The sequence below is a fragment of the Chryseobacterium sp. MIQD13 genome (assembly GCF_050496705.1).
Lineage (GTDB): Bacteria > Bacteroidota > Bacteroidia > Flavobacteriales > Weeksellaceae > Chryseobacterium.
Genome location: NZ_JBNWAF010000001.1, coordinates 1,198,707 through 1,217,357, shown reverse-complemented (window position 1 = coordinate 1,217,357; position 18,651 = coordinate 1,198,707). Strand labels below are relative to the sequence as shown.

Below are 18,651 nucleotides of genomic sequence, written 5' to 3'. Positions count from 1 at the left end.
ATTCACGATTAACTATACACTTTTTCCTTTCCACTTCTTCTCTTTTCTCTGCCTCTAACAAAAAAACATTCCTTACTTTTGCTAAAAATAGATGAATGAAGAAATTAATTCTATTAGCAATAATTGGCCTGGGAATTGTTTCCTGTGCTACTCAAAATACGAAAAACACTATGGATCTGCCGAAGGAATGGAAGCACACGACCAATATTTACGAAGTAAACATAAGACAATATACACAGGAAGGAACCTTTAAAGCATTTGAAAAAGAAATGCCCCGTCTGAAAAAAATGGGTGTAAAAACCCTTTGGTTCATGCCAATAACCCCTATTGCCCAGCAAAATAAAAAAGGAAGCTTGGGAAGTCAGTATGCAGCCTCAGATTATACCTCAATTAATCCGGAATTCGGAACAATGAATGATTTCAGGCATATGGTGAACGAAGCCCACAGATTAGGGTTTAAAGTAATCATAGACTGGGTGGCCAATCACACAGGCTGGGATCATGTCTGGACAAAAACACATCCTGAATTTTATTTAAAAGATCCTGACGGAAAATTCCACATTGCTTCAGGAATGGATGATATTATTGAGCTTGATTACAAAAATCAGGAAATGAGACTGGCAATGATCGATGCCATGAAATTTTGGGTAAAAGAGACCGGTATTGACGGTTTCAGATGTGATCTTGCGTCTTGGGTAGAAGTAGATTTCTGGCAGCAGGCACGTCCCGAGGTGGAAAAAATAAAGCCCCTTTTCTGGTTAGGAGAATTTGATGAAATAGAAAGCCCTGAATACGGAAAAGTATTTGATGCCAGTTATTCATGGAAATGGATGCATAAATCGGCAGATTATTATAAGAAAAATGAGCCCCTACAGGAGCTTAAAGACCTTTTGAAACAGTATTCAAATATCGGGGATACTTCAATGAGAGCCTGGTTTACAGCCAACCACGATGAAAATTCCTGGAACGGGACAGAATACGAAAAATATGGAGTCATTACAAAACCTATGGCTGTATTTTCTGCAACATGGAATGGCGTTCCTTTGTTATATTCAGGTCAGGAACTTCCCAATATGAAGAGACTTGAATTTTTTGAAAAAGATGTGATCAAATGGACCAATACTTATCAGATGGCTGATTTTTATAAAACCTTACTGGAATTAAAAGCATCCAATCCTGCATTAAGAGGAGGTAATACTAATGTTTCTACCTATCTTTTAAATACCACGGCTAACGACAAAATTCTCGCTTACGTCAGAAAGAACGGAAAAGATGAGGTGCTGGTAGTCCTGAATATGTCTAAAGAACCGGTAAACTTTACCATTGAAGATCAAAACCTTTCAGGAACTTTCCGTAATGTTTTTGATAAGACCAAAAAGGATTTTGACAGTGGAAAAGATTTTACATTCAAAGTTTCGGATTACGCGGTTTTTGAAAAGTAAACAGGAATGAACTGCAGGCTTGAAACCATCAGAAAGGGATACTTTTTCTAAGATGACTTTCAACCTTTTAAAATATTCAATAGGAGCGGGCTTTAGCCCGCTTATTTTATGCATATTTGCAATTGGCTTCAGCCCAAAGGATAAAAGAATGATTGATTAAAAAATGAACGAAATTTCATGATATGAATAAACAGGAATTATTAAACATCATAAAAACAAAAATCACGAATAAAATTCAATCTTTTGAAAATCTGATTGCAGAAACCCGTGCCTCTAATAATGATACCAAAAGTTCAATGGGTGATAAATATGAAACAGGGCGGGAAATGCTTCAGCAGGAAATTAATAACCTTCAGAGACAGCTTAATGAATCTTTAAACCAACAATCCGTTATTCAAAAAATATCCGTTGAAACTTCAGACAAAGTGCAGAACGGGGCTTTGGTGAAAACAGATAAAGGTTTGTTTTACATTACGGTATCTGTGGGCGAAATTATTTCTCAGGATCAGAAGATCATGACGGTTTCTGCAGAATCACCTCTTGTAAAGGCAATGTCAGGAAAAAAAGAAGGCGAGACTTTCGCCGTTAATAATATGACCCAGACTATTCAGAAGATTTGGTAAAATCATTTTATTGAATTCCGGGAATAAAATTTTTTCATTCTTTTAATTGAAAATCAAACAACTTGATATAGAAAGCATTCATGAAAATGAGTGTTTTTTTATGATCTGTGATAAGTGGAAATCGGTTAGTTTTTTCTAAATTTGAACCATAAAATCGCTTTCAGAAATGCAAAACTATCTAGAACTTTTACAGCATATTTTAGACAATGGAACGGATAAAACAGACAGAACGGGTACCGGAACCAGAAGCATTTTCGGGTATCAGCTAAGATATGACCTGTCAAAAGGCTTTCCGATGGTGACTACTAAAAAAGTACACCTGAAATCCATTATCTATGAATTGCTTTGGTTTTTGAATGGCGATACCAATGTTAAGTATCTCAACGATAACGGGGTAAGCATCTGGGACGAATGGGCTGATGAAAACGGTGATCTGGGACCTGTTTACGGAGCCCAGTGGAGAAGCTGGCAGGGAGCCGATGGAAAAGTGGTTGATCAGATTACTGAAGTAATAGGCCAGATCAAAAAAAATCCTGATTCAAGAAGACTGATCGTTTCCGCATGGAATGCAGCTGAAATTCCAAATATGGCCCTTGCACCATGCCACGCTCTTTTCCAGTTTTATGTTGCAGATGGAAAACTGTCGCTGCAGCTGTACCAGAGAAGTGCAGATGTATTTCTGGGAGTACCGTTCAATATTGCAAGCTATGCGCTATTATTGATGATGGTTGCACAGGTTTGTGATCTTGAGGTAGGAGATTATATTCATAGTTTCGGAGACGTTCATATTTACAATAATCACTTTGAACAGGTAAAAAAACAGCTTTCCAGGGAGCCGAGACCGCTTCCTGTGATGAAATTGAACCCTGAGATCAAAGATATTTTTGGATTTAATTTTGATGATTTCACTTTGGAAAATTATGATCCGCATCCGGGAATTAAAGCTCCGGTGGCTATTTAAACAGATTGAATATCCTGCTAAAGATGACTACTGATATGTAACAAAACTTCCTTTTTTATTACTTATCAGTTAAATCTCAAAAGGATGCTAAAAAAGTTAATTCTTCTTTCAGTAATCAGTATTTCAGGTACTGCTTTTTCTCAGAATAATGGTAGAGAAAAACTCGGGAATTATCTGGATTCTTTATTTGTACATCATAAAGTGATGGGAAGTTTTGCGTTTGCAGATAATGATCAGCCTACTTTCGTGAAAGTAGTAGGATTTTCTGATGCAGAAAAAAAGCAGAAAGCCAATATGAACACACAATACCGGGTTGGCTCAATCAGCAAGACCTTCACAGCAGTTTTGGTGATGAAAGCAGTTGAAGATAAAAAGCTTTCTCTTAACAAAAAACTCTCTGATTTCTACCCTGAAGTTCCGAATGCTGATAAAATTACCATTGAAAATTTACTGCAGCACAGAACCGGGATTCACAGTCTTACCAATGAACCGGAGTACTGGCAGTACAATACGAAATTTCAGACAGAAAGCGATTTGATCAATATCATCAAAAAATATAAAAGTGATTTTGAACCGGGCTCAAAATATGAATACAGTAATTCAAACTACATTTTGCTGGGCCTTATTCTTGAGAAGGTGTACAGAAAAACTTATGCTGAACTGATTAAAGATAAAATTGCAAAACCTTTACAATTGAAGCTGACAGAAGCAGGAGGGAAAATTGATCCTGCGAAAAATCAGGCAAGATCTTATCAGTACATTAATGGAAATTACCAGGTTTCATCAGAAACAGATATGAGCATCCCAATCGGAGCAGGAAATATTATTTCAACGCCAACCGAACTTCTGAAATTTATTATTGGGCTTGAAAATGGAAAACTGATCAAAAAAGAAAATCTGGATAAGATGAAAACTTTTGTTGATAATTATGGTTACGGCCTTATCAAAGTTCCTTTTGATGAGCATTCCGGATTTGGCCATACGGGTGGAATTGATAAATTCAGCTCGGTTTTATACTATTTTCCGGATCTGAAAACAGCAGTGAGCTTTTCAACCAATCAGTCTGATATGGACTCCAACGAAATTTCTATTAAAATGGTAGAAACAGCTATGGGAAAAGACTTTGAAATGCCAAGCTTTAAAACCCTTGAGATTCCGGAGGCTGAATTGCAGAAATTTACCGGGACTTATTCAACTCCAGATATTCCTTTAAAAATTAATATCTTTATTAAAGACAAAAAGCTGATGGCCCAGGCAACTGGTCAGAGTGAATTTCCTCTTGAAGCAACCTCGGATACAAGTTTCAAATTTGAAAAAGCCGGAATTGTTATCGACTTTTATCCTGCAAAAAAACAGTTTGTAATCAGTCAGGGAGGAACAAAAAATACCTTTACAAAAGAATAATATGAAATATTTAAAAATCAATACCGAAGAAACTGTTGATCCCGAGGCTTTAAAAAATGCAATCCTTCAAATGAAAGGAGTGATTTCTGTGGATATCATCGACGATGAAAATCCCGAAAGCGAGCTGAAAAAAGCTTTTGCCAAAACAAAAGAACAGCTGAAAAAAGGAGACTACGAAACTCTGGTTAATGATATTTTCGAGATAATAACAAAAAATAATTCTAAAAAATAATAAAGTAACAAATGAAAAAGGCAATTTTGTCCATTGCTATACTGGGAATTTTCTTTTCCGCAAATGTATCAGCACAGACCGAAACTTCAGGAAGAGAAAAAGCATACAGAGCCACACATACCAAAGTAACAGAACTTAAGCATACCAAGCTTAAAGTAAATTTCGATTATCAGAAAGAGCAGATGAACGGAGAAGAATGGCTGACTGCCGCTCCTTTTTTCTATGCTACCAACGAATTGACACTTGATGCGAAAGGAATGCTGATTCATGAAGTAGCACTGGATACAAATGGTAAAAAATCTCCTTTAAAATATGATTATAAGGATGATGTTTTAAAAATTACCTTAGATAAAACATATCAGAAAAACCAGGATTATACGGTTTATATCAAATATACAGCGCGTCCGAGTGAGGTAAAACAAGAGGGAAGTGCTGCAATTAATGATGCAAAAGGTTTGTATTTCATTAATGCTCAAGGAAAAGATCCCGATATGCCTACACAGATCTGGACGCAAGGGGAAACAGAATCTTCTTCCGCCTGGTTCCCGACAATTGATAAGTCTAATCAGAAAACAACTCAGGAAATCTATATGACAGTCCCTGATAAATACGTTACACTTTCCAATGGATTGTTGAAAGATTCCCAAAAAGAAGCGAACGGTTTAAGAACAGATCATTGGGTGATGGATAAAAGACATTCAACGTATCTTTTTTTCATGGGAGTGGGCGAATATGCTATAGTGAAAGACAAATGGAGAAACATCGCAGTAGACTATTATATAGAAAAAGAATACGAACCTTACGCAAAACAGATCTATGGAAATACTCCTGAAATGATCGAGTTCTTCTCTAAAAAACTGGGTTACGACTATCCCTGGGCGAAATATGCACAGATCTCAGGAAGAGATTATGTGAGTGGTGCAATGGAAAATACAACAGCAACACTCCATGGAAGTGATATTTTGCAAAAACCGGGACAATTGATTGACGAAAATACCTGGGAAGACACAATTGCTCACGAATTATTCCACCAATGGTTTGGAGATCTGGTAACGGCAGAAAGCTGGAGTAATCTGACTGTAAATGAATCTTTTGCGAATTATTCAGAATACCTCTGGAATGAATATAAATACGGAAAAGACCAGGCAGATTACCATCAGATGAAAGATGTAAACATGTATCTTACAACACCGGGAAATTTTGAGAAAGATCTTGTGAGGTTTAATTATGATTCCCGTGAAGACGTTTTCGATCTGGTTACTTATCAAAAAGGAGGCGGAATTCTTCATATGTTAAGAAATTATCTGGGTGATGATGCTTTCTTTGCAGGTCTGAATGATTATTTGAAAACATATGAATATCAGAACGGCGAAGCCCATCAATTAAGATTATCTTTAGAAAAAGTTTCCGGAAAAGACCTGAACTGGTTCTTTAATCAATGGTATTTTGGAAACGGAAACCCAAAAATTAAATATTCTTATACTTTCGAACCTGTTAAAAAACAAATTGCTGTTGTCATTGAGCAAACTCAGGATCAGCCTTTCCAGTTTCCTTTGGCAATTGATGTTTACGACAATGGTAAGCCTAAAAGATATAATGTTTGGGTAAATGCAACTGCAAAAAATACCTTTAATTTTGATGTTTCTAAAAATGCAGATTTAGTTAATATCAATGCAGACGGAATTCTACTGGCAGATATTACAGATACCAAAACTCCTGAGCAGAATCTTATGCAGTTTACCGGGTCCAAGGAATTTAAGAGCAGATATCTTGCTTTATCAGATATTAAAGATCAGGTAGGTAAAAACCCTGCAGCTACAAAATTACTTTCAGCGGCATTAAAAGATCCGTATTTCAGAACAAGGATCAAGGCTCTTAAGCTAATGGATCTTTCAAATCCTGAACAGATGAAAGCCTTAGGTTCGGATGTTGAAAAATTAGCTTCCAATGACCCGAAAACATTGGCTCAGGCTGCTGCTATTGCCGCATTGGCTAAAACCAAGGATAAAAAATATCTGCCGCTTTTTGAAAAAGGTGTGAATGCAGTTTCCAATGCAGTAAAAGGATCTTCATTAAATGCTGTTTTAACCCTTGATCCGTCAAAAGCCAACACACTGGCTGACAAAATTGATCTTGAGGGAGCTTCAGACGAATTGCAGGGACAGCTTCTTCCGGTTATTGTAAAAAATAAAGTGACCTCGCAAATGCCTAATATTGCTCAATTGGTGGCATTTTATCCCTTTATTAAGTTTCAGAATCCGGAATTGGGTAAATCTGCAGAAGAAGGCTATAACTGGATCATGAGTTCAGATAATCTGAAGGCTACTGAGAACGTTACAAAAATAATCAGCCATGCAAAAAGTCAAATGGGAGATAATCCACAGGTAAAAATGATGATTTCTCAAATGCTGAAAGACGGTTTAAGTAAAAAAATGGAGCTTTTGAGACAGAATCCTCAGAATGCAGCAAGTATCAATAAACAGATTGATGCCATAAATAAAACCATTGCAGATTTTAAATAAACATATTGTTAAAATTGTCAAAAACATAAAACCGCTGTACCCAACAGCGGTTTTTTTATGTTTTTTATATTGGGAAGGCAAATTATGCTTCAAAAAGAAGGGCTTATTCGAACATCATTTTATAAATTCGTATAAAAATTTAAAATAGAATGACTTTTGGAATTGAGGCTGCGGGCTATTATGTGCCGTCTTTGTATTTAGAGATCAAAGATTTGGCGGAGAAAAGAGGGATTGAACCCGCAAAACTGGAAAAAGGATTGGGACTGCTTAAAATGGGATTTCCTGATGTTCATGAAGATGCGGCTACATTTGCTGCAGAAGCTTTATTAAAACTGATCAAAGATCATAATCTTAACCCAAAAGATATAGCCAGGATTTATTTAGGAACAGAAAGTGCTCTGGATGCAGCAAAACCTACCGCTTCCTATGCAATGCAGATGGTAGAAACAGTATTGGAGGAACAGTTTGGCGCAAGATGCTTCAAAAACTGTGATGTGGTAGATATGACTTTCGCCTGCATCGGAGCAGTAGATGCCCTTCATAATTCTCTTGATTTTGTAAGAATAAATCCAGACAAAAAAGCCGTAATTATTGCCAGCGATTATGCCAAATATGAACTAGCTTCTTCCGGAGAATACACGCAGGGAGGAGGTGCGGTTGCTCTATTGGTTTCATCAAAACCAGATCTTCTGGAAATTGAAAATAGCTGGGGTATAGCTACTGAAAGCGTTTTCGACTTTTTTAAACCAAGAAGAAACTATAATAAGGAAGATTTAAATTCAGCACCGGAAACCTTCCCGGATAAAATTGAGATCTTTACGGATGAGCCGGTTTTTGACGGGCAGTATTCCAATCAGTGTTATCAGGACAGGATCAGGGAAGCTTACCAGCATTATAAAGAAATTACAGGAAAAAATAAGCCTTATGAGACCTGGAAGTATCTTATTTTCCATCTTCCGTATGCATTCCACGGTAAAAGAGTATTCACGGAGATCTACAGCCTTGAAAACGGACTCACTTACGGAACGCCGGATGAGCAGAAAGCTGTTGCAAAGTCTGATGATTATCTGAATTTTATCAGTGAAAAAATTGAAACATCACAAAGAGCTTCTTCAGAAATAGGAAATATGTATACGGCTTCTATTTTTATGGCATTTCTTTCTGCTTTACAGGTTGCTTTTAATGAAGGTAAAGAGCTGGCAGGAAGTGAAATAGGCTTTTTAGGATATGGAAGCGGATCCAAATCTAAAGTTTTTGCAGGTAAAGTATCAGTAAACTGGAAAACAGCAGTTTCAAAATGGAACTTATTTGAAAACTTAAAGAATCGAACAGCCATTGATTTTGAAACGTATGAAATGCTGCATAGAAAACAGCTTCAGGATTCTGTAAATACAAATTATAAAGGTTTTGGGCTTACCTCAGTAGAGTCTGAAAATCCTGTTTTGAAAGGAGCAAGATATTATCATTACAAGAATTGAAAATTTATCTTTATATGGTGATAACTATGCTGATATTCTGGGAAAAATAATTAAATTTGTTCGCTTTTATTGAGGTATTTTGGCTTTATAAAAATACTAAACAATTTTAAACACATATTTCATGAAAAAAACATTATCAGCTCTTGGTCTGACTATTTGTGGACTACTGTTCTCCCAAGATATCCCATTTAGTAAATTATATAGTTATGGAGATCCTGCAAATTTTTATTTAGGTAGTTATCCTGTGTTTGGCTCTGCTGGATTAGATATTAATTGGTATGGTGGGATAAGACTCCGTACTTCTACAGGAGTAGGTCTTCAATTATTAGAAAACGGGAACGTTGGAATTGGAACATCAACCCCTACAACTAAATTCGATGTGAATTTTGGAAACGAAGAAAAGGCAATTAGATTCTTTCAGCCGTCTACAACACTAAATCCTATTGATACATTGGTTTCTTCTCTTATGTTTACATGGTATAATAGCCATGCAGATATGGGTATCATTAGAGGGGGATCAGATAATATTATTGGGCTTGGATTCAGGTTTAATGGCAATGAAAAAGTGAGATTTACACCTAATGGGAATGTGGGAATTGGTACTGAGAATCCTCAATATAAATTGGATGTTGTCGGGAATGCTCAATTTCAGGATATTATAAGTGGTGGGGCAAATTCCTGGATTTTCCATACTCCTGATGATGGTAGGAAAACAATACATCTTTCCCCAAAAAATATAGCGAATAATGATTGGGACTGGGAGAAAGGACTTATTATAAATGGAGAAAATGGAAATGCTCTATTACATGGTAAATTAGAAGCAAAAGAAATAAAAGTAACCCAGACACCAACTGCAGACTTTGTATTTGAAAATGAATATAATCTGCCAAAATTGGAAAATGTTGAAAAGTTTATTAAAGAAAATAAACATTTGCCGGAAATTGCTTCTGCAAAAATGATGGACAGAGAAGGAGTGAATATTGGAGAATTTCAAATCAAACTTTTACAAAAAATCGAAGAACTTACCCTATATTCTATAGAGCAGAATAAGCAGATCAAAAACCTTCAGGAAGAAAATAAAACTCTGAAATCTCAATCCGAAAAAATTGATAATTTGGAAAAGAAGTTGCGACAGATTCTTTCAGAAAAGAAATAATTTTTTTAAAAAAATAGAAGAGCAGATTATTCTGCTCTTTTTTATTTATTCGAAAAATATTTTACCATTTTGATAACTTTTCGGTGTAACACCCACCAACTGTTTAAATACCCTCGTAAAATAATTGGTATCTGAGAATCCTGTCTGATAGGCTGTTTCCTTAATGCTGTTTTGCCCGGCAAGCAGTTCTTTTGCCCTGTTGATTCTTTCCTGAAGGATAAAATCATTAGGAGATGTCCCCAACTCATCCTTGAACATCTTAAAAAAATTGGACTTGCTCACATAAGCCAGTTTTGCAATGCTGTCGATAGAAAGCTTCTGATGAAGGTTTTTCTTAATATAATCCACTGCAAAACCTATTCTTGACTTATTTTTAGCAATATTTTTTTCAACCATGCTTCTGGCCTGGGTCTGCATAAGCCGGATCAGCAGTTCTTTCAGTGCAAAATCCGCCATGATATCCTTTTGGGAATTGTCGTCCATTGCAATCCTCATGATATTGTTGGTAGCAGATGTTAAAGACTTATTATTGAAAAGAAAAAACTCATCCAGCTGGATATTCCACTGTGAGGTTTCATCTACTTTGGGCAGGTTGTAATTTAAATAATTAAGCGAATCCTCTATAAACTCAGGATTCAGGCTTAAAGAAATGCATTGAGTAGGGGTTTGGTCTGCTTCAGGAAAATCAATGACCATAGTTTCACCCGGGGCAACCAGAACGCTTTCACCCGGAAAATAATCGAAATAGTTTGTTTTATTATCCAGCTTCATATGTTTTTTGCCTCTCAGCATAGCTGTAAAAGCAATATTTTCAAAATGAAGTTTAACCCCAAAAGCTGCTTTATGAGTTTCGTAAATACTAAATTCACAGTTGTTTAGATTGAATTTTGTCTGGTTTTCAACAAGGTTCAATAACTGGCTTTCCTTCTTTAATTCAGGTGTATTTAATAAAAATTTATTATTGTTATTCATTTCTAAACATTTTATAAAACCCAACCAATCAAATATATAAATTTTAGGCTCTCACTGTTGTTAATAAAATTATAAAATTAAATGTCTGCACTATTTTGAAGTTTTTTTATACGATTGTGCTATCCCATTTTCATCTGTAAATGTAATTTGGTATTACTAAAATAAACGATATTAATATGAGCACTATGACCGAACCGAAATCAGAGACTGCTTTCCAGTGGCCTGAATTCAAAAATAAATATGATAATTACATTGACGGTAAATTTACACCTCCGGTAAACGGACAGTATTTCAATGTAGTTTCCCCGGTGAACGGTAAAAATTTTACTCAGGTAGCCCATTCTTCCAAAGAAGATCTGGAGCTGGCTGTAAATGCGGCAGACAAGGCATTTCAAACCTGGAAAAATACTTCATCCACAGAGAGAAGTATCATACTAAACAAAATTGCAGACAGGATAGAGAAAAATCTTGAATACCTTGCTATTGTAGAAACTATTGATAATGGAAAGGCAGTAAGAGAAACACTGGCTGCGGATTTACCTCTTGCCATAGACCATTTCAGGTATTTTGCGTCTGTGGTACGTGCAGAAGAAGGCTCTCATAATGAGCTGGATAAAGACACCGTATCTTTGATCGTTCACGAGCCATTGGGAGTAATCGCCCAGATTATCCCCTGGAATTTTCCGATATTGATGGCTGTCTGGAAATTAGCTCCGGCTCTTGCGGCGGGAAACTGTGTGGTATTGAAACCAGCGGAAAGTACTCCGGTCTCCATCATGGTTTTAATGGAAATCATTGGTGATCTTTTACCAGCCGGTGTTATTAATATTGTGAATGGTTTCGGAGCGGAACTGGGAAGAGCTTTAGTAACCAATCCAAAAGTATCCAAAGCTGCCTTCACAGGTTCTACAGCTACAGGCCGTCTTGTGATGCAGTATGCGACAGAAAATATTATTCCTGTAACTCTTGAGCTTGGTGGAAAATCACCAAATGTTTTCTTCAGTTCTGTAATGGATGCAGACGATGAATTTTTGGATAAAGCAATTGAAGGAGCGGTCCTTTTTGCCCTCAACCAGGGTGAGATCTGTACATGTCCTTCAAGGCTTTTGGTACAGGAAAATATTGCAGATGCATTTATCGCCAAAGTGATTGAAAGGGTAAAGGCTATCAAAGTAGGAAACCCGCTTGACAAAACCGTAATGATGGGCGCTCAGGCTTCCCAGATCCAGAAAGATAAAATACTGTCTTATATTCAGTTAGGGAAAGAAGAAGGCGCTGAGGTTCTTGTGGGGGGAGATGTAAACAATGTGGGAGAAAATTTAGAAGAAGGATTCTATATTCAGCCAACTATTTTCAAAGGAAATAACAGAATGAGAATCTTCCAGGAAGAGATTTTCGGTCCGGTACTGGCTTTCACAACCTTCAAAGATGAAGAAGAGGCTGTAAAGATTGCCAACGATACTATTTATGGTCTTGGGGCAGGAGTATGGACGAGAGATGCTCATCAGCTGTATAATGTTCCACGCCAGATTCAGGCGGGAAGAGTTTGGGTGAATCAGTATCATTCCTATCCGGCAGGGGCTCCTTTCGGTGGATATAAACAGTCTGGAATCGGGAGGGAAAATCATAAAATGATGTTGGATCATTACCGTCAGACTAAAAATATGCTGATCTCCTATAATAAAAACAAATTAGGTTTCTTTTAATTTTTAAATATTAGGGCGTGCCCGTTTGCCCCGGCGAAGCCGGGGCAAATCGGTCGGGCTGTTTCACCTGTCAGGAATTTTCAGACGGGAGTCAATATTTAAAAGATTCAATGATTTGATAAAACAGAGAAAGGTTGAACGACTCAAATTAGATTATGATAGATTAATGAATGAGCCTGGCGGATTATTTGCCGGGCTTTTAATCTTAATAAAGCAAATTTGGTACTTCCAAACCTAACTAAACAAATAAAAAAATGGAAACAAAAATATCAAGATTATCTGCCACAGAAAAAGCACTTGAGGTTATTTTTGAACTTGAAGATAAGTATGGTGCCCTGATGTTTTACCAGGCAGGAGGATGCTGTGAAGGGACTCAGCCACAATGCTTTGAGAAAGGAGGGTTCTTTCCAAGAATGAATGACGCTATGATAGGAACCATAAATGGTCATGAGTTTTGGATAGACCGTGATCTTTTTGAATACTGGAAATATTCACATTTTACATTAGATGTTACAGATGGATTCGGGCCGGGAGGTTTTTCTCTGGAAACACCTTTGGGAAAAACGTTTAAAGTACATTATAAACTTTTTACCCCTGAAGAATATGAAAACCTGGAACCTGTAAAACGCAGCGAGTAAGAGAAATATAATCAGACCTTCACAAACCGGTTTACAAACATAGCCGCGACAATATCTCCCACAGCATTCAGAACAGTGGCCAAAGGATCTACCAGAGTTCCGATAATCATCACTGCCGGAATGGCTTCCTGAGGTAGTTTATACACTGAGATCATCAGCATTTCCCCGATATATCCGCCGTTTGGAATACCGCCGGCAACAATACTGACAAAAACTGTGATTCCTAGCGCTAGAAGCAAATTGGAAGGATCAAAAAAATCTCTTCCGATAATCAGGAAAGCAACATATATTTTAATGATTGAAGACATGGAAGAACCGTTTTTATGCAAAGTAGTTCCAATTGGGATAACAAGATTGGCTATTGAATTCGGAATACCGATCTTAGAGGCAGCCTGAAGGTTTGCCGGCATGGTGGCAAAGCTGCTGCAGGTACTTAAAGCCGTTAGAGTAGGATATACGGCATTGGTCCAGAAGCTTTTGATACCTTTTTGTCCGTTTGCCATAAATGCATAAAGGGAAAAGAATACAAAAAAGTAAATGATCCCTGCAATATAATAAAGTCCCAGAGGTTTCGCATAAAAGCCAAAAAGTTGAGGTCCCAAAGTAGCTACCTGGTAGGCAAAATAAGCCCCAAGACCTATAGGAGCGAGCTTCATAATCAATAAGAGCAGTTCTTTCATTACTTCATATCCCGAAGAAATAAAAACCCTGAACGGTAATCCTTTTTCCCCAGATTTTCGGGCTGCAAATCCGGTCATGAAAGCGAAAATAAGAAGAGCCAGCATATTTTGCCTTGAAAAAAGCTGAGTGAATTCTCCAACCGTAAAGAAGCTGACAATCCTGTTGCCCCAGTTGTCTTCGTTAGCTGCTTCAGAAACGATTTCCGAGCTGCCGGAAACTCCTGAAACCGGAAACAGATACACTGCACAGATCGTGAAAACAGCAGCTGTCAGAATAAAAAACAGAAAAGTAAAAGCCATTACCAGAATGATTCTGCCAAATTTAGACTGCTGTTCTAAAGAGGCAATAGAATTGGATACTGCAAAAAATACTAATGGAACCACACTCACAAAAAGAAGGTTAAGGAATATATCTCCCAGCGGTTTAATATATTCCACAATACCTGGAGCAGCAATACCGATGATGCTTCCTGCAACAATTCCTAAGAGTAAAAGTATAATTCCTGAGTAGTTTTTCAGTACCTCTTTCATTCAACGCTTTTTATCAAAGATAGGCTTATTTTTAACATTCTGTTATATAATTTTCAGGCTTAAATTTCATAAATTTGAGTAAATATCGTTTCTATGGCTTATATAGATTACTATAAAATTTTAGGCGTAGATAAAAGCGCAACACAGGATGACATCAAAAAAGCCTACCGTAAACTGGCGAGAAAGCTTCATCCTGATCTTAATCCCGACGACAAAGAAGCGGAACGAAAATTCAAAGAACTTAATGAGGCTAATGAAGTTCTCAGCAACCCTGAAAACCGTTCCAAATATGATAAGTATGGAGAGAACTGGAAACATGGTGAGGAATACGAAAAAGCGCAGCAACAGCAAAGACAGTATCAGCAACAGAATTATGACAGTGGCGGATTTTCCGGTGCTGATTTCGGCGAAGGGGAAGATTTTTCAGATTTTTTCCAGAGTATGTTCGGCGGTGCCGGTGGAGGCTTCGGGAAAAGTTCAAGGGGAAGTTCTTCAGGGAAATTCAAAGGACAGGATGTTCATGCTGAGTTGAATTTAAAGTTAAAAGATGCAGCACAGACTCATCCTCAGACTTTTGAGATCAATGGTAAAAAAGTAAGAATTACAATTCCGGCAGGTATATATGATGGCCAGCAGATCAAGCTGAAAGGTCATGGGAATCCTGGTTTTAATGGTGGTCCGAACGGGGATTTGTATATCACATTCACTATTCCTGTTGATCCTGATTTCGAAAGAATGGGGGATGATCTGAAAACTAAAGTTACAATAGATCTGTATACTGCTGTTTTGGGCGGAGATGTAAAAGTGAATACAATGGACGGAAGTGTTAACCTTAAAGTAAAACCGGAAACACAGAACGGCACAACGGTAAGGCTGAAAGGAAAAGGTTTCCCGGTGTACAAGAAAGAAGGACAATCCGGAGATCTTTTTGTGACCTATGAGGTAAAGCTACCCGTCAATCTAACGGATAAGCAGAAAGAACTTTTTGAACAACTTAAAAATTCCTAAGCTATGAGTGAGAGAATATCACGCGAAGAACTCGTAAAAATATACAATATAGAAATCACTTTTTTTGATGAACTGGTGGAAGTAGGGTTATTGAACGTAGAAACAGAAAATGAGATCAGGTATTTACTGTATGAAGATCTGCCTGTTTTTGAGAGATTTACCAACTGGCATTATGATCTGGAAATTAATCTTCCCGGTCTGGAGGTCATTGATGATATGCTTCGGAGAATAAAGGATTTAAAGAAAGAAAACCGGGATTTAATGAATAAACTTTCTGCAATAAATGATCAATATGAAGATATTTGATTTAGTTTTGTAATCTTAAAAAACGAATTAAATATTTTCTAAGAAATGAATGGAGAAAAAAACATCAGATTACATGTAAACAGAAAGGATTTCGAAGAAATTTATTTCAGCGGCAATCAGACAAGCTTATTCTTTTCACCTACTACCAAAGGGAAAACAGTTACTACAGCAGTTATAGGACTCATTTTATTGATTCTGTTTTGTTTTAAAGGCGATTTAAGCAAAGAAAAATTTGGAATCTTATATTTTGTTAGCTTTTTATTTCTATTGTGTACGGTTTATCTTTCGCTAAGTATCAACAAAGTTTCTAAATGGAAAAAAGAAGTTGAAAAGTATTTGAAATCACTTGAAAGCCGTAAATTATATCAGATCAATTTTAATAATGATTTTTTCAATGTGAATATAGATGAAGATGAAGAATCCAGCCATTGGGGAGAATTTAACAGTTTTGAAATCAATGATAAATTTATATCTCTGGAAGGTAAATTTAATTATATGTTCCCCAGTAAATCAATGAGCAAGGCAGATTATGATAGTCTTAAACAAGCCATAAAGAAAAATATCAAGGAATAAAAAAATCAGAGCAAGAGCTCTGATTTTTATTTATAAGAAAAGGTATTTACCTTCGTTTTTGATTAATCTAACCAGCCCATTTCCTTCATCCACTCGTCATTGTAGATCTTTCCTACATATCTTGAACCGTGGTCGTGAAGAAGAACAACAATTACATCATCTTTTGTAAACTGATCTTTCATCTGAATTAAAGAAGCAATAGCACTTCCGGCAGAATAACCACAGAAAATCCCTTCCTCTTTAGCCAGTTTTCTTGCATAAATTGCACCGTCTTTATCCGTTACTTTTTCAAAATGATCAATCACAGACATATCGTAATTTTCCGGTATAATATCTTCCCCGATTCCTTCTGTGATATAAGTATAGGCATGGTCATAATGAAGTTCTCCCGTCTCATGGAATTCTTTCAGAATAGAACCGTAAGTGTCAACACCGATTACTTTGATGTTTGGATTTTTTTCCTTGAAGAACGTTCCGCAACCAGTAATGGTACCTCCTGTTCCGGCACCTACTACAAAATGCGTAAGATTACCTTCCGTCTGTTCCCAGATCTCAGGAGCCGTAGATTCGTAATGAGCAGCCCTGTTGGATAAGTTGTCATATTGGTTTACATACCATCCGTTTTCTGTTTCCTTAGCCAGTCTTTTAGAAACTGAATAATAAGAACGTGGATCGGTCGGCTTCACATCAGTAGGGCAGACAATAACTTCTGCTCCCACAGCACGAAGAATATCACATTTTTCTTTTGACTGCTTGGAATTGGTTACAAAAATACATTTGTAGCCTTTGATGATCGCTGCAAGAGCCAGACCCATTCCTGTGTTTCCTGAAGTTCCTTCAATGATGGTCCCTCCGGGTTTTAATCTGCCGTCTTTTTCGGCGTCTTCTATCATTTTAAGAGCCATTCTGTCCTTTACGGAGTTTCCGGGATTGAATGTCTCCACTTTTGCTAAAACTAATGCTGGAAAATCTTCACCCAATACTTTGTTAAGTTTTACAAGAGGGGTATTTCCTATCGTTTCAAGAATATTTTTTGCGTATTTCATAAATGTTTTATAAGCGGTGCAAAGATAAGGCTTTAAAAATTAGCTGCGTAATTTAAAATTGATTTATAAAAATGAATCGAGAATGATAAACGGTGAATTTATTTTCTTCAAAAAAAAGATTATTTATAACCGACCATTGATCTTAATTATATTTAATAGCCTTCACCGGGGATATTTTACTGATCAGGTAACTTGGAATAATCAAAGCAAGTCCTGAAATGATCAGAATTCCCACTGAAATGGAAATAATGGCAACAGGATTAAGGTCTACCGGAACTGTACTTACATAATAATTCTCAGGATTTAGCTTAATAATACCAAAGAATTTTTGAATGAGGATCAAACCGAGCCCAATTGCATTTCCGTACAAAAGCCCCGGGATCATAATAATCAAAGTATAGTTGATGAAAGTAGCTCTTATCTGTGAATTGCTGGCTCCCAGTGTTTTTAAAAGTCCGATAGAATTGGTTCTTTCGATGATCAGAATTAAGAGAACCATAATGATATTAATGACAACTACAATCAGCATAATGATGATAATCAGGGCTATATTCGTGTCAAAAATACTGATCCAGTCATTGATCTGTGGGAATTTCTCTGTAGCTTTTTCCGCATAGTTTTTATATCCGATCAGTTTTTCAATTTCAGGAAAATCCTTATCAATATCATTTACATTTTTAAAGAATATATCAAGACCGCCGATTTCGTCAGGTTTCATTTCCAGAATTTTTCTTACATGATTGATTCCGCCGATTACGAATTGCTCATCAATCATTTTAATATCGGTTTTGTAAATTCCTATAATCCTGAATTTACGGTATATCGGTTTCTGGTCTGCCTTTGAAAATACAGTAACAATACTGTCATTAACTTTCAGGTGAAGATCATTTGCAACCTTCTGCGAAATAGTTACATCATTGTTAAAGCCATTTTCTGTCACTTTTGGAGTGGTACCGGCAACAAGGAATTTCTTAAACCTCAGACTGTCAAAATCTTTCCCGATTCCTTTAAATATAATGCCTGAAAAATTGTGTTCATTACGCATAATTCCTGTCACGGTTGCATATTTCTGAACACTTTCCACGTCCGGCAGCTTTTTAATCCTTTGGATATCCAGTCCCTGATTGTCAAGAACAGAGGTGTTGTAAGACGAATTGGATCTTGTAGACCGTACGGTAATATGTCCGCTGAAATCTGCCAGTCTCTCTTTAATGGCTTTCTTGGAACCGAAGCCTGTAGATACAGTAATCAAAGAAACAATGATCCCCAAAGCTACAGAAAGCCTGCCGATGAAGATGATAACTCTTGAAAGGTTATTTTTGTTATCTTTGGAAAACGCTATTTTTCTAGAGAAATATAAAGGAAATTTCAAG

Annotated in this window: 17 protein-coding genes; 13 read left to right on the top strand and 4 right to left on the bottom strand. The window is 36.7% G+C overall.

Features of this window, described 5'->3' with window-relative positions; translation table 11 throughout:
• Nucleotides 1–95: 95 nt before the first annotated feature.
• The 8 genes from ACQWU4_RS05785 (at nucleotide 96) to ACQWU4_RS05750 (ending at nucleotide 9,818) form a co-directional block, all read left to right on the top strand.
• Nucleotides 96–1,442: an alpha-amylase family glycosyl hydrolase gene (locus ACQWU4_RS05785; protein WP_429934824.1), complete on the top strand. Its 1,347-nt coding sequence runs from the start codon at nucleotides 96–98 to the stop codon at nucleotides 1,440–1,442.
• Nucleotides 1,443–1,624: 182 nt separating this feature from the next.
• Nucleotides 1,625–2,065 (top strand): hypothetical protein, encoded by a 441-nt coding sequence (locus ACQWU4_RS05780; RefSeq protein ID WP_429934823.1) that lies wholly within the window; start codon nucleotides 1,625–1,627, stop codon nucleotides 2,063–2,065.
• Between the two features lie 166 nt (nucleotides 2,066–2,231).
• Nucleotides 2,232–3,026: a thymidylate synthase gene (locus tag ACQWU4_RS05775; RefSeq protein ID WP_429934822.1), complete on the top strand. Its 795-nt coding sequence runs from the start codon at nucleotides 2,232–2,234 to the stop codon at nucleotides 3,024–3,026.
• 84 nt (nucleotides 3,027–3,110) lie between these two features.
• Entirely contained in the window at nucleotides 3,111–4,430 is a 1,320-nt protein-coding gene (locus tag ACQWU4_RS05770) for a serine hydrolase domain-containing protein (protein ID WP_429934821.1), read from the top strand.
• 1 nt (nucleotide 4,431) lies between these two features.
• Complete coding sequence (locus ACQWU4_RS05765; protein WP_429934820.1) at nucleotides 4,432–4,662, top strand: hypothetical protein; 231 nt, start codon at nucleotides 4,432–4,434, stop codon at nucleotides 4,660–4,662.
• Between the two features lie 11 nt (nucleotides 4,663–4,673).
• Nucleotides 4,674–7,184, top strand: a complete 2,511-nt coding sequence (locus ACQWU4_RS05760; protein WP_429934819.1) for a M1 family metallopeptidase — start codon at nucleotides 4,674–4,676, stop codon at nucleotides 7,182–7,184.
• A 149-nt stretch (nucleotides 7,185–7,333) separates the two neighbouring features.
• The gene (locus ACQWU4_RS05755) at nucleotides 7,334–8,662 is read left to right on the top strand and encodes a hydroxymethylglutaryl-CoA synthase family protein (RefSeq protein ID WP_429934818.1); all 1,329 of its coding nucleotides are present in this window, start codon (nucleotides 7,334–7,336) and stop codon (nucleotides 8,660–8,662) included.
• A gap of 121 nt (nucleotides 8,663–8,783) precedes the next feature.
• On the top strand, nucleotides 8,784–9,818 hold the full coding sequence (locus tag ACQWU4_RS05750; protein ID WP_429934817.1) for a hypothetical protein: 1,035 nt from the start codon (nucleotides 8,784–8,786) through the stop codon (nucleotides 9,816–9,818).
• A 45-nt stretch (nucleotides 9,819–9,863) separates the two neighbouring features.
• Here the strand turns inward: ACQWU4_RS05750 and ACQWU4_RS05745 are convergent, their stop codons facing one another.
• Complete coding sequence (locus ACQWU4_RS05745) at nucleotides 9,864–10,790, bottom strand: helix-turn-helix domain-containing protein (RefSeq protein ID WP_429934816.1); 927 nt, start codon at nucleotides 10,788–10,790, stop codon at nucleotides 9,864–9,866.
• Nucleotides 10,791–10,966: 176 nt separating this feature from the next.
• On the opposite strand from ACQWU4_RS05745, the gene ACQWU4_RS05740 reads away from it, so the two are divergent.
• Both ACQWU4_RS05740 and ACQWU4_RS05735 read left to right on the top strand, forming a co-directional pair.
• Nucleotides 10,967–12,496, top strand: a complete 1,530-nt coding sequence (locus tag ACQWU4_RS05740; RefSeq protein ID WP_429934815.1) for an aldehyde dehydrogenase family protein — start codon at nucleotides 10,967–10,969, stop codon at nucleotides 12,494–12,496.
• 254 nt (nucleotides 12,497–12,750) lie between these two features.
• Complete coding sequence (locus ACQWU4_RS05735; RefSeq protein WP_429934814.1) at nucleotides 12,751–13,134, top strand: DUF779 domain-containing protein; 384 nt, start codon at nucleotides 12,751–12,753, stop codon at nucleotides 13,132–13,134.
• An 11-nt stretch (nucleotides 13,135–13,145) separates the two neighbouring features.
• Here the strand turns inward: ACQWU4_RS05735 and ACQWU4_RS05730 are convergent, their stop codons facing one another.
• Nucleotides 13,146–14,345 carry a dicarboxylate/amino acid:cation symporter gene (locus ACQWU4_RS05730; protein WP_429934813.1) on the bottom strand — a complete coding sequence of 400 codons (1,200 nt, stop codon included), beginning with the start codon at nucleotides 14,343–14,345 and terminating at the stop codon, nucleotides 13,146–13,148.
• Nucleotides 14,346–14,438: 93 nt separating this feature from the next.
• Here ACQWU4_RS05730 and ACQWU4_RS05725 point away from each other — a divergent pair, with 93 nt between their 5' ends.
• The 3 genes from ACQWU4_RS05725 to ACQWU4_RS05715 are packed head-to-tail and all read left to right on the top strand — an operon-like array spanning nucleotide 14,439 to nucleotide 16,232.
• Nucleotides 14,439–15,353, top strand: a complete 915-nt coding sequence (locus ACQWU4_RS05725) for a DnaJ C-terminal domain-containing protein (RefSeq protein ID WP_429934812.1) — start codon at nucleotides 14,439–14,441, stop codon at nucleotides 15,351–15,353.
• Between the two features lie 3 nt (nucleotides 15,354–15,356).
• Nucleotides 15,357–15,659, top strand: a complete 303-nt coding sequence (locus ACQWU4_RS05720) for a chaperone modulator CbpM (RefSeq protein WP_429934811.1) — start codon at nucleotides 15,357–15,359, stop codon at nucleotides 15,657–15,659.
• A gap of 45 nt (nucleotides 15,660–15,704) precedes the next feature.
• A complete protein-coding gene (locus ACQWU4_RS05715; protein WP_429934810.1) occupies nucleotides 15,705–16,232 on the top strand; it encodes a hypothetical protein in 528 nt (175 codons plus the stop codon).
• A 62-nt stretch (nucleotides 16,233–16,294) separates the two neighbouring features.
• On the opposite strand, the gene ACQWU4_RS05710 is transcribed toward ACQWU4_RS05715, so the two are convergent.
• Both ACQWU4_RS05710 and ACQWU4_RS05705 read right to left on the bottom strand, forming a co-directional pair.
• Nucleotides 16,295–17,278 carry a PLP-dependent cysteine synthase family protein gene (locus tag ACQWU4_RS05710; RefSeq protein ID WP_429934809.1) on the bottom strand — a complete coding sequence of 328 codons (984 nt, stop codon included), beginning with the start codon at nucleotides 17,276–17,278 and terminating at the stop codon, nucleotides 16,295–16,297.
• Nucleotides 17,279–17,420: 142 nt separating this feature from the next.
• Nucleotides 17,421–18,650, bottom strand: a complete 1,230-nt coding sequence (locus ACQWU4_RS05705; RefSeq protein WP_429934808.1) for an ABC transporter permease — start codon at nucleotides 18,648–18,650, stop codon at nucleotides 17,421–17,423.
• Between the last annotated feature and the right edge of the window lies 1 nt (nucleotide 18,651).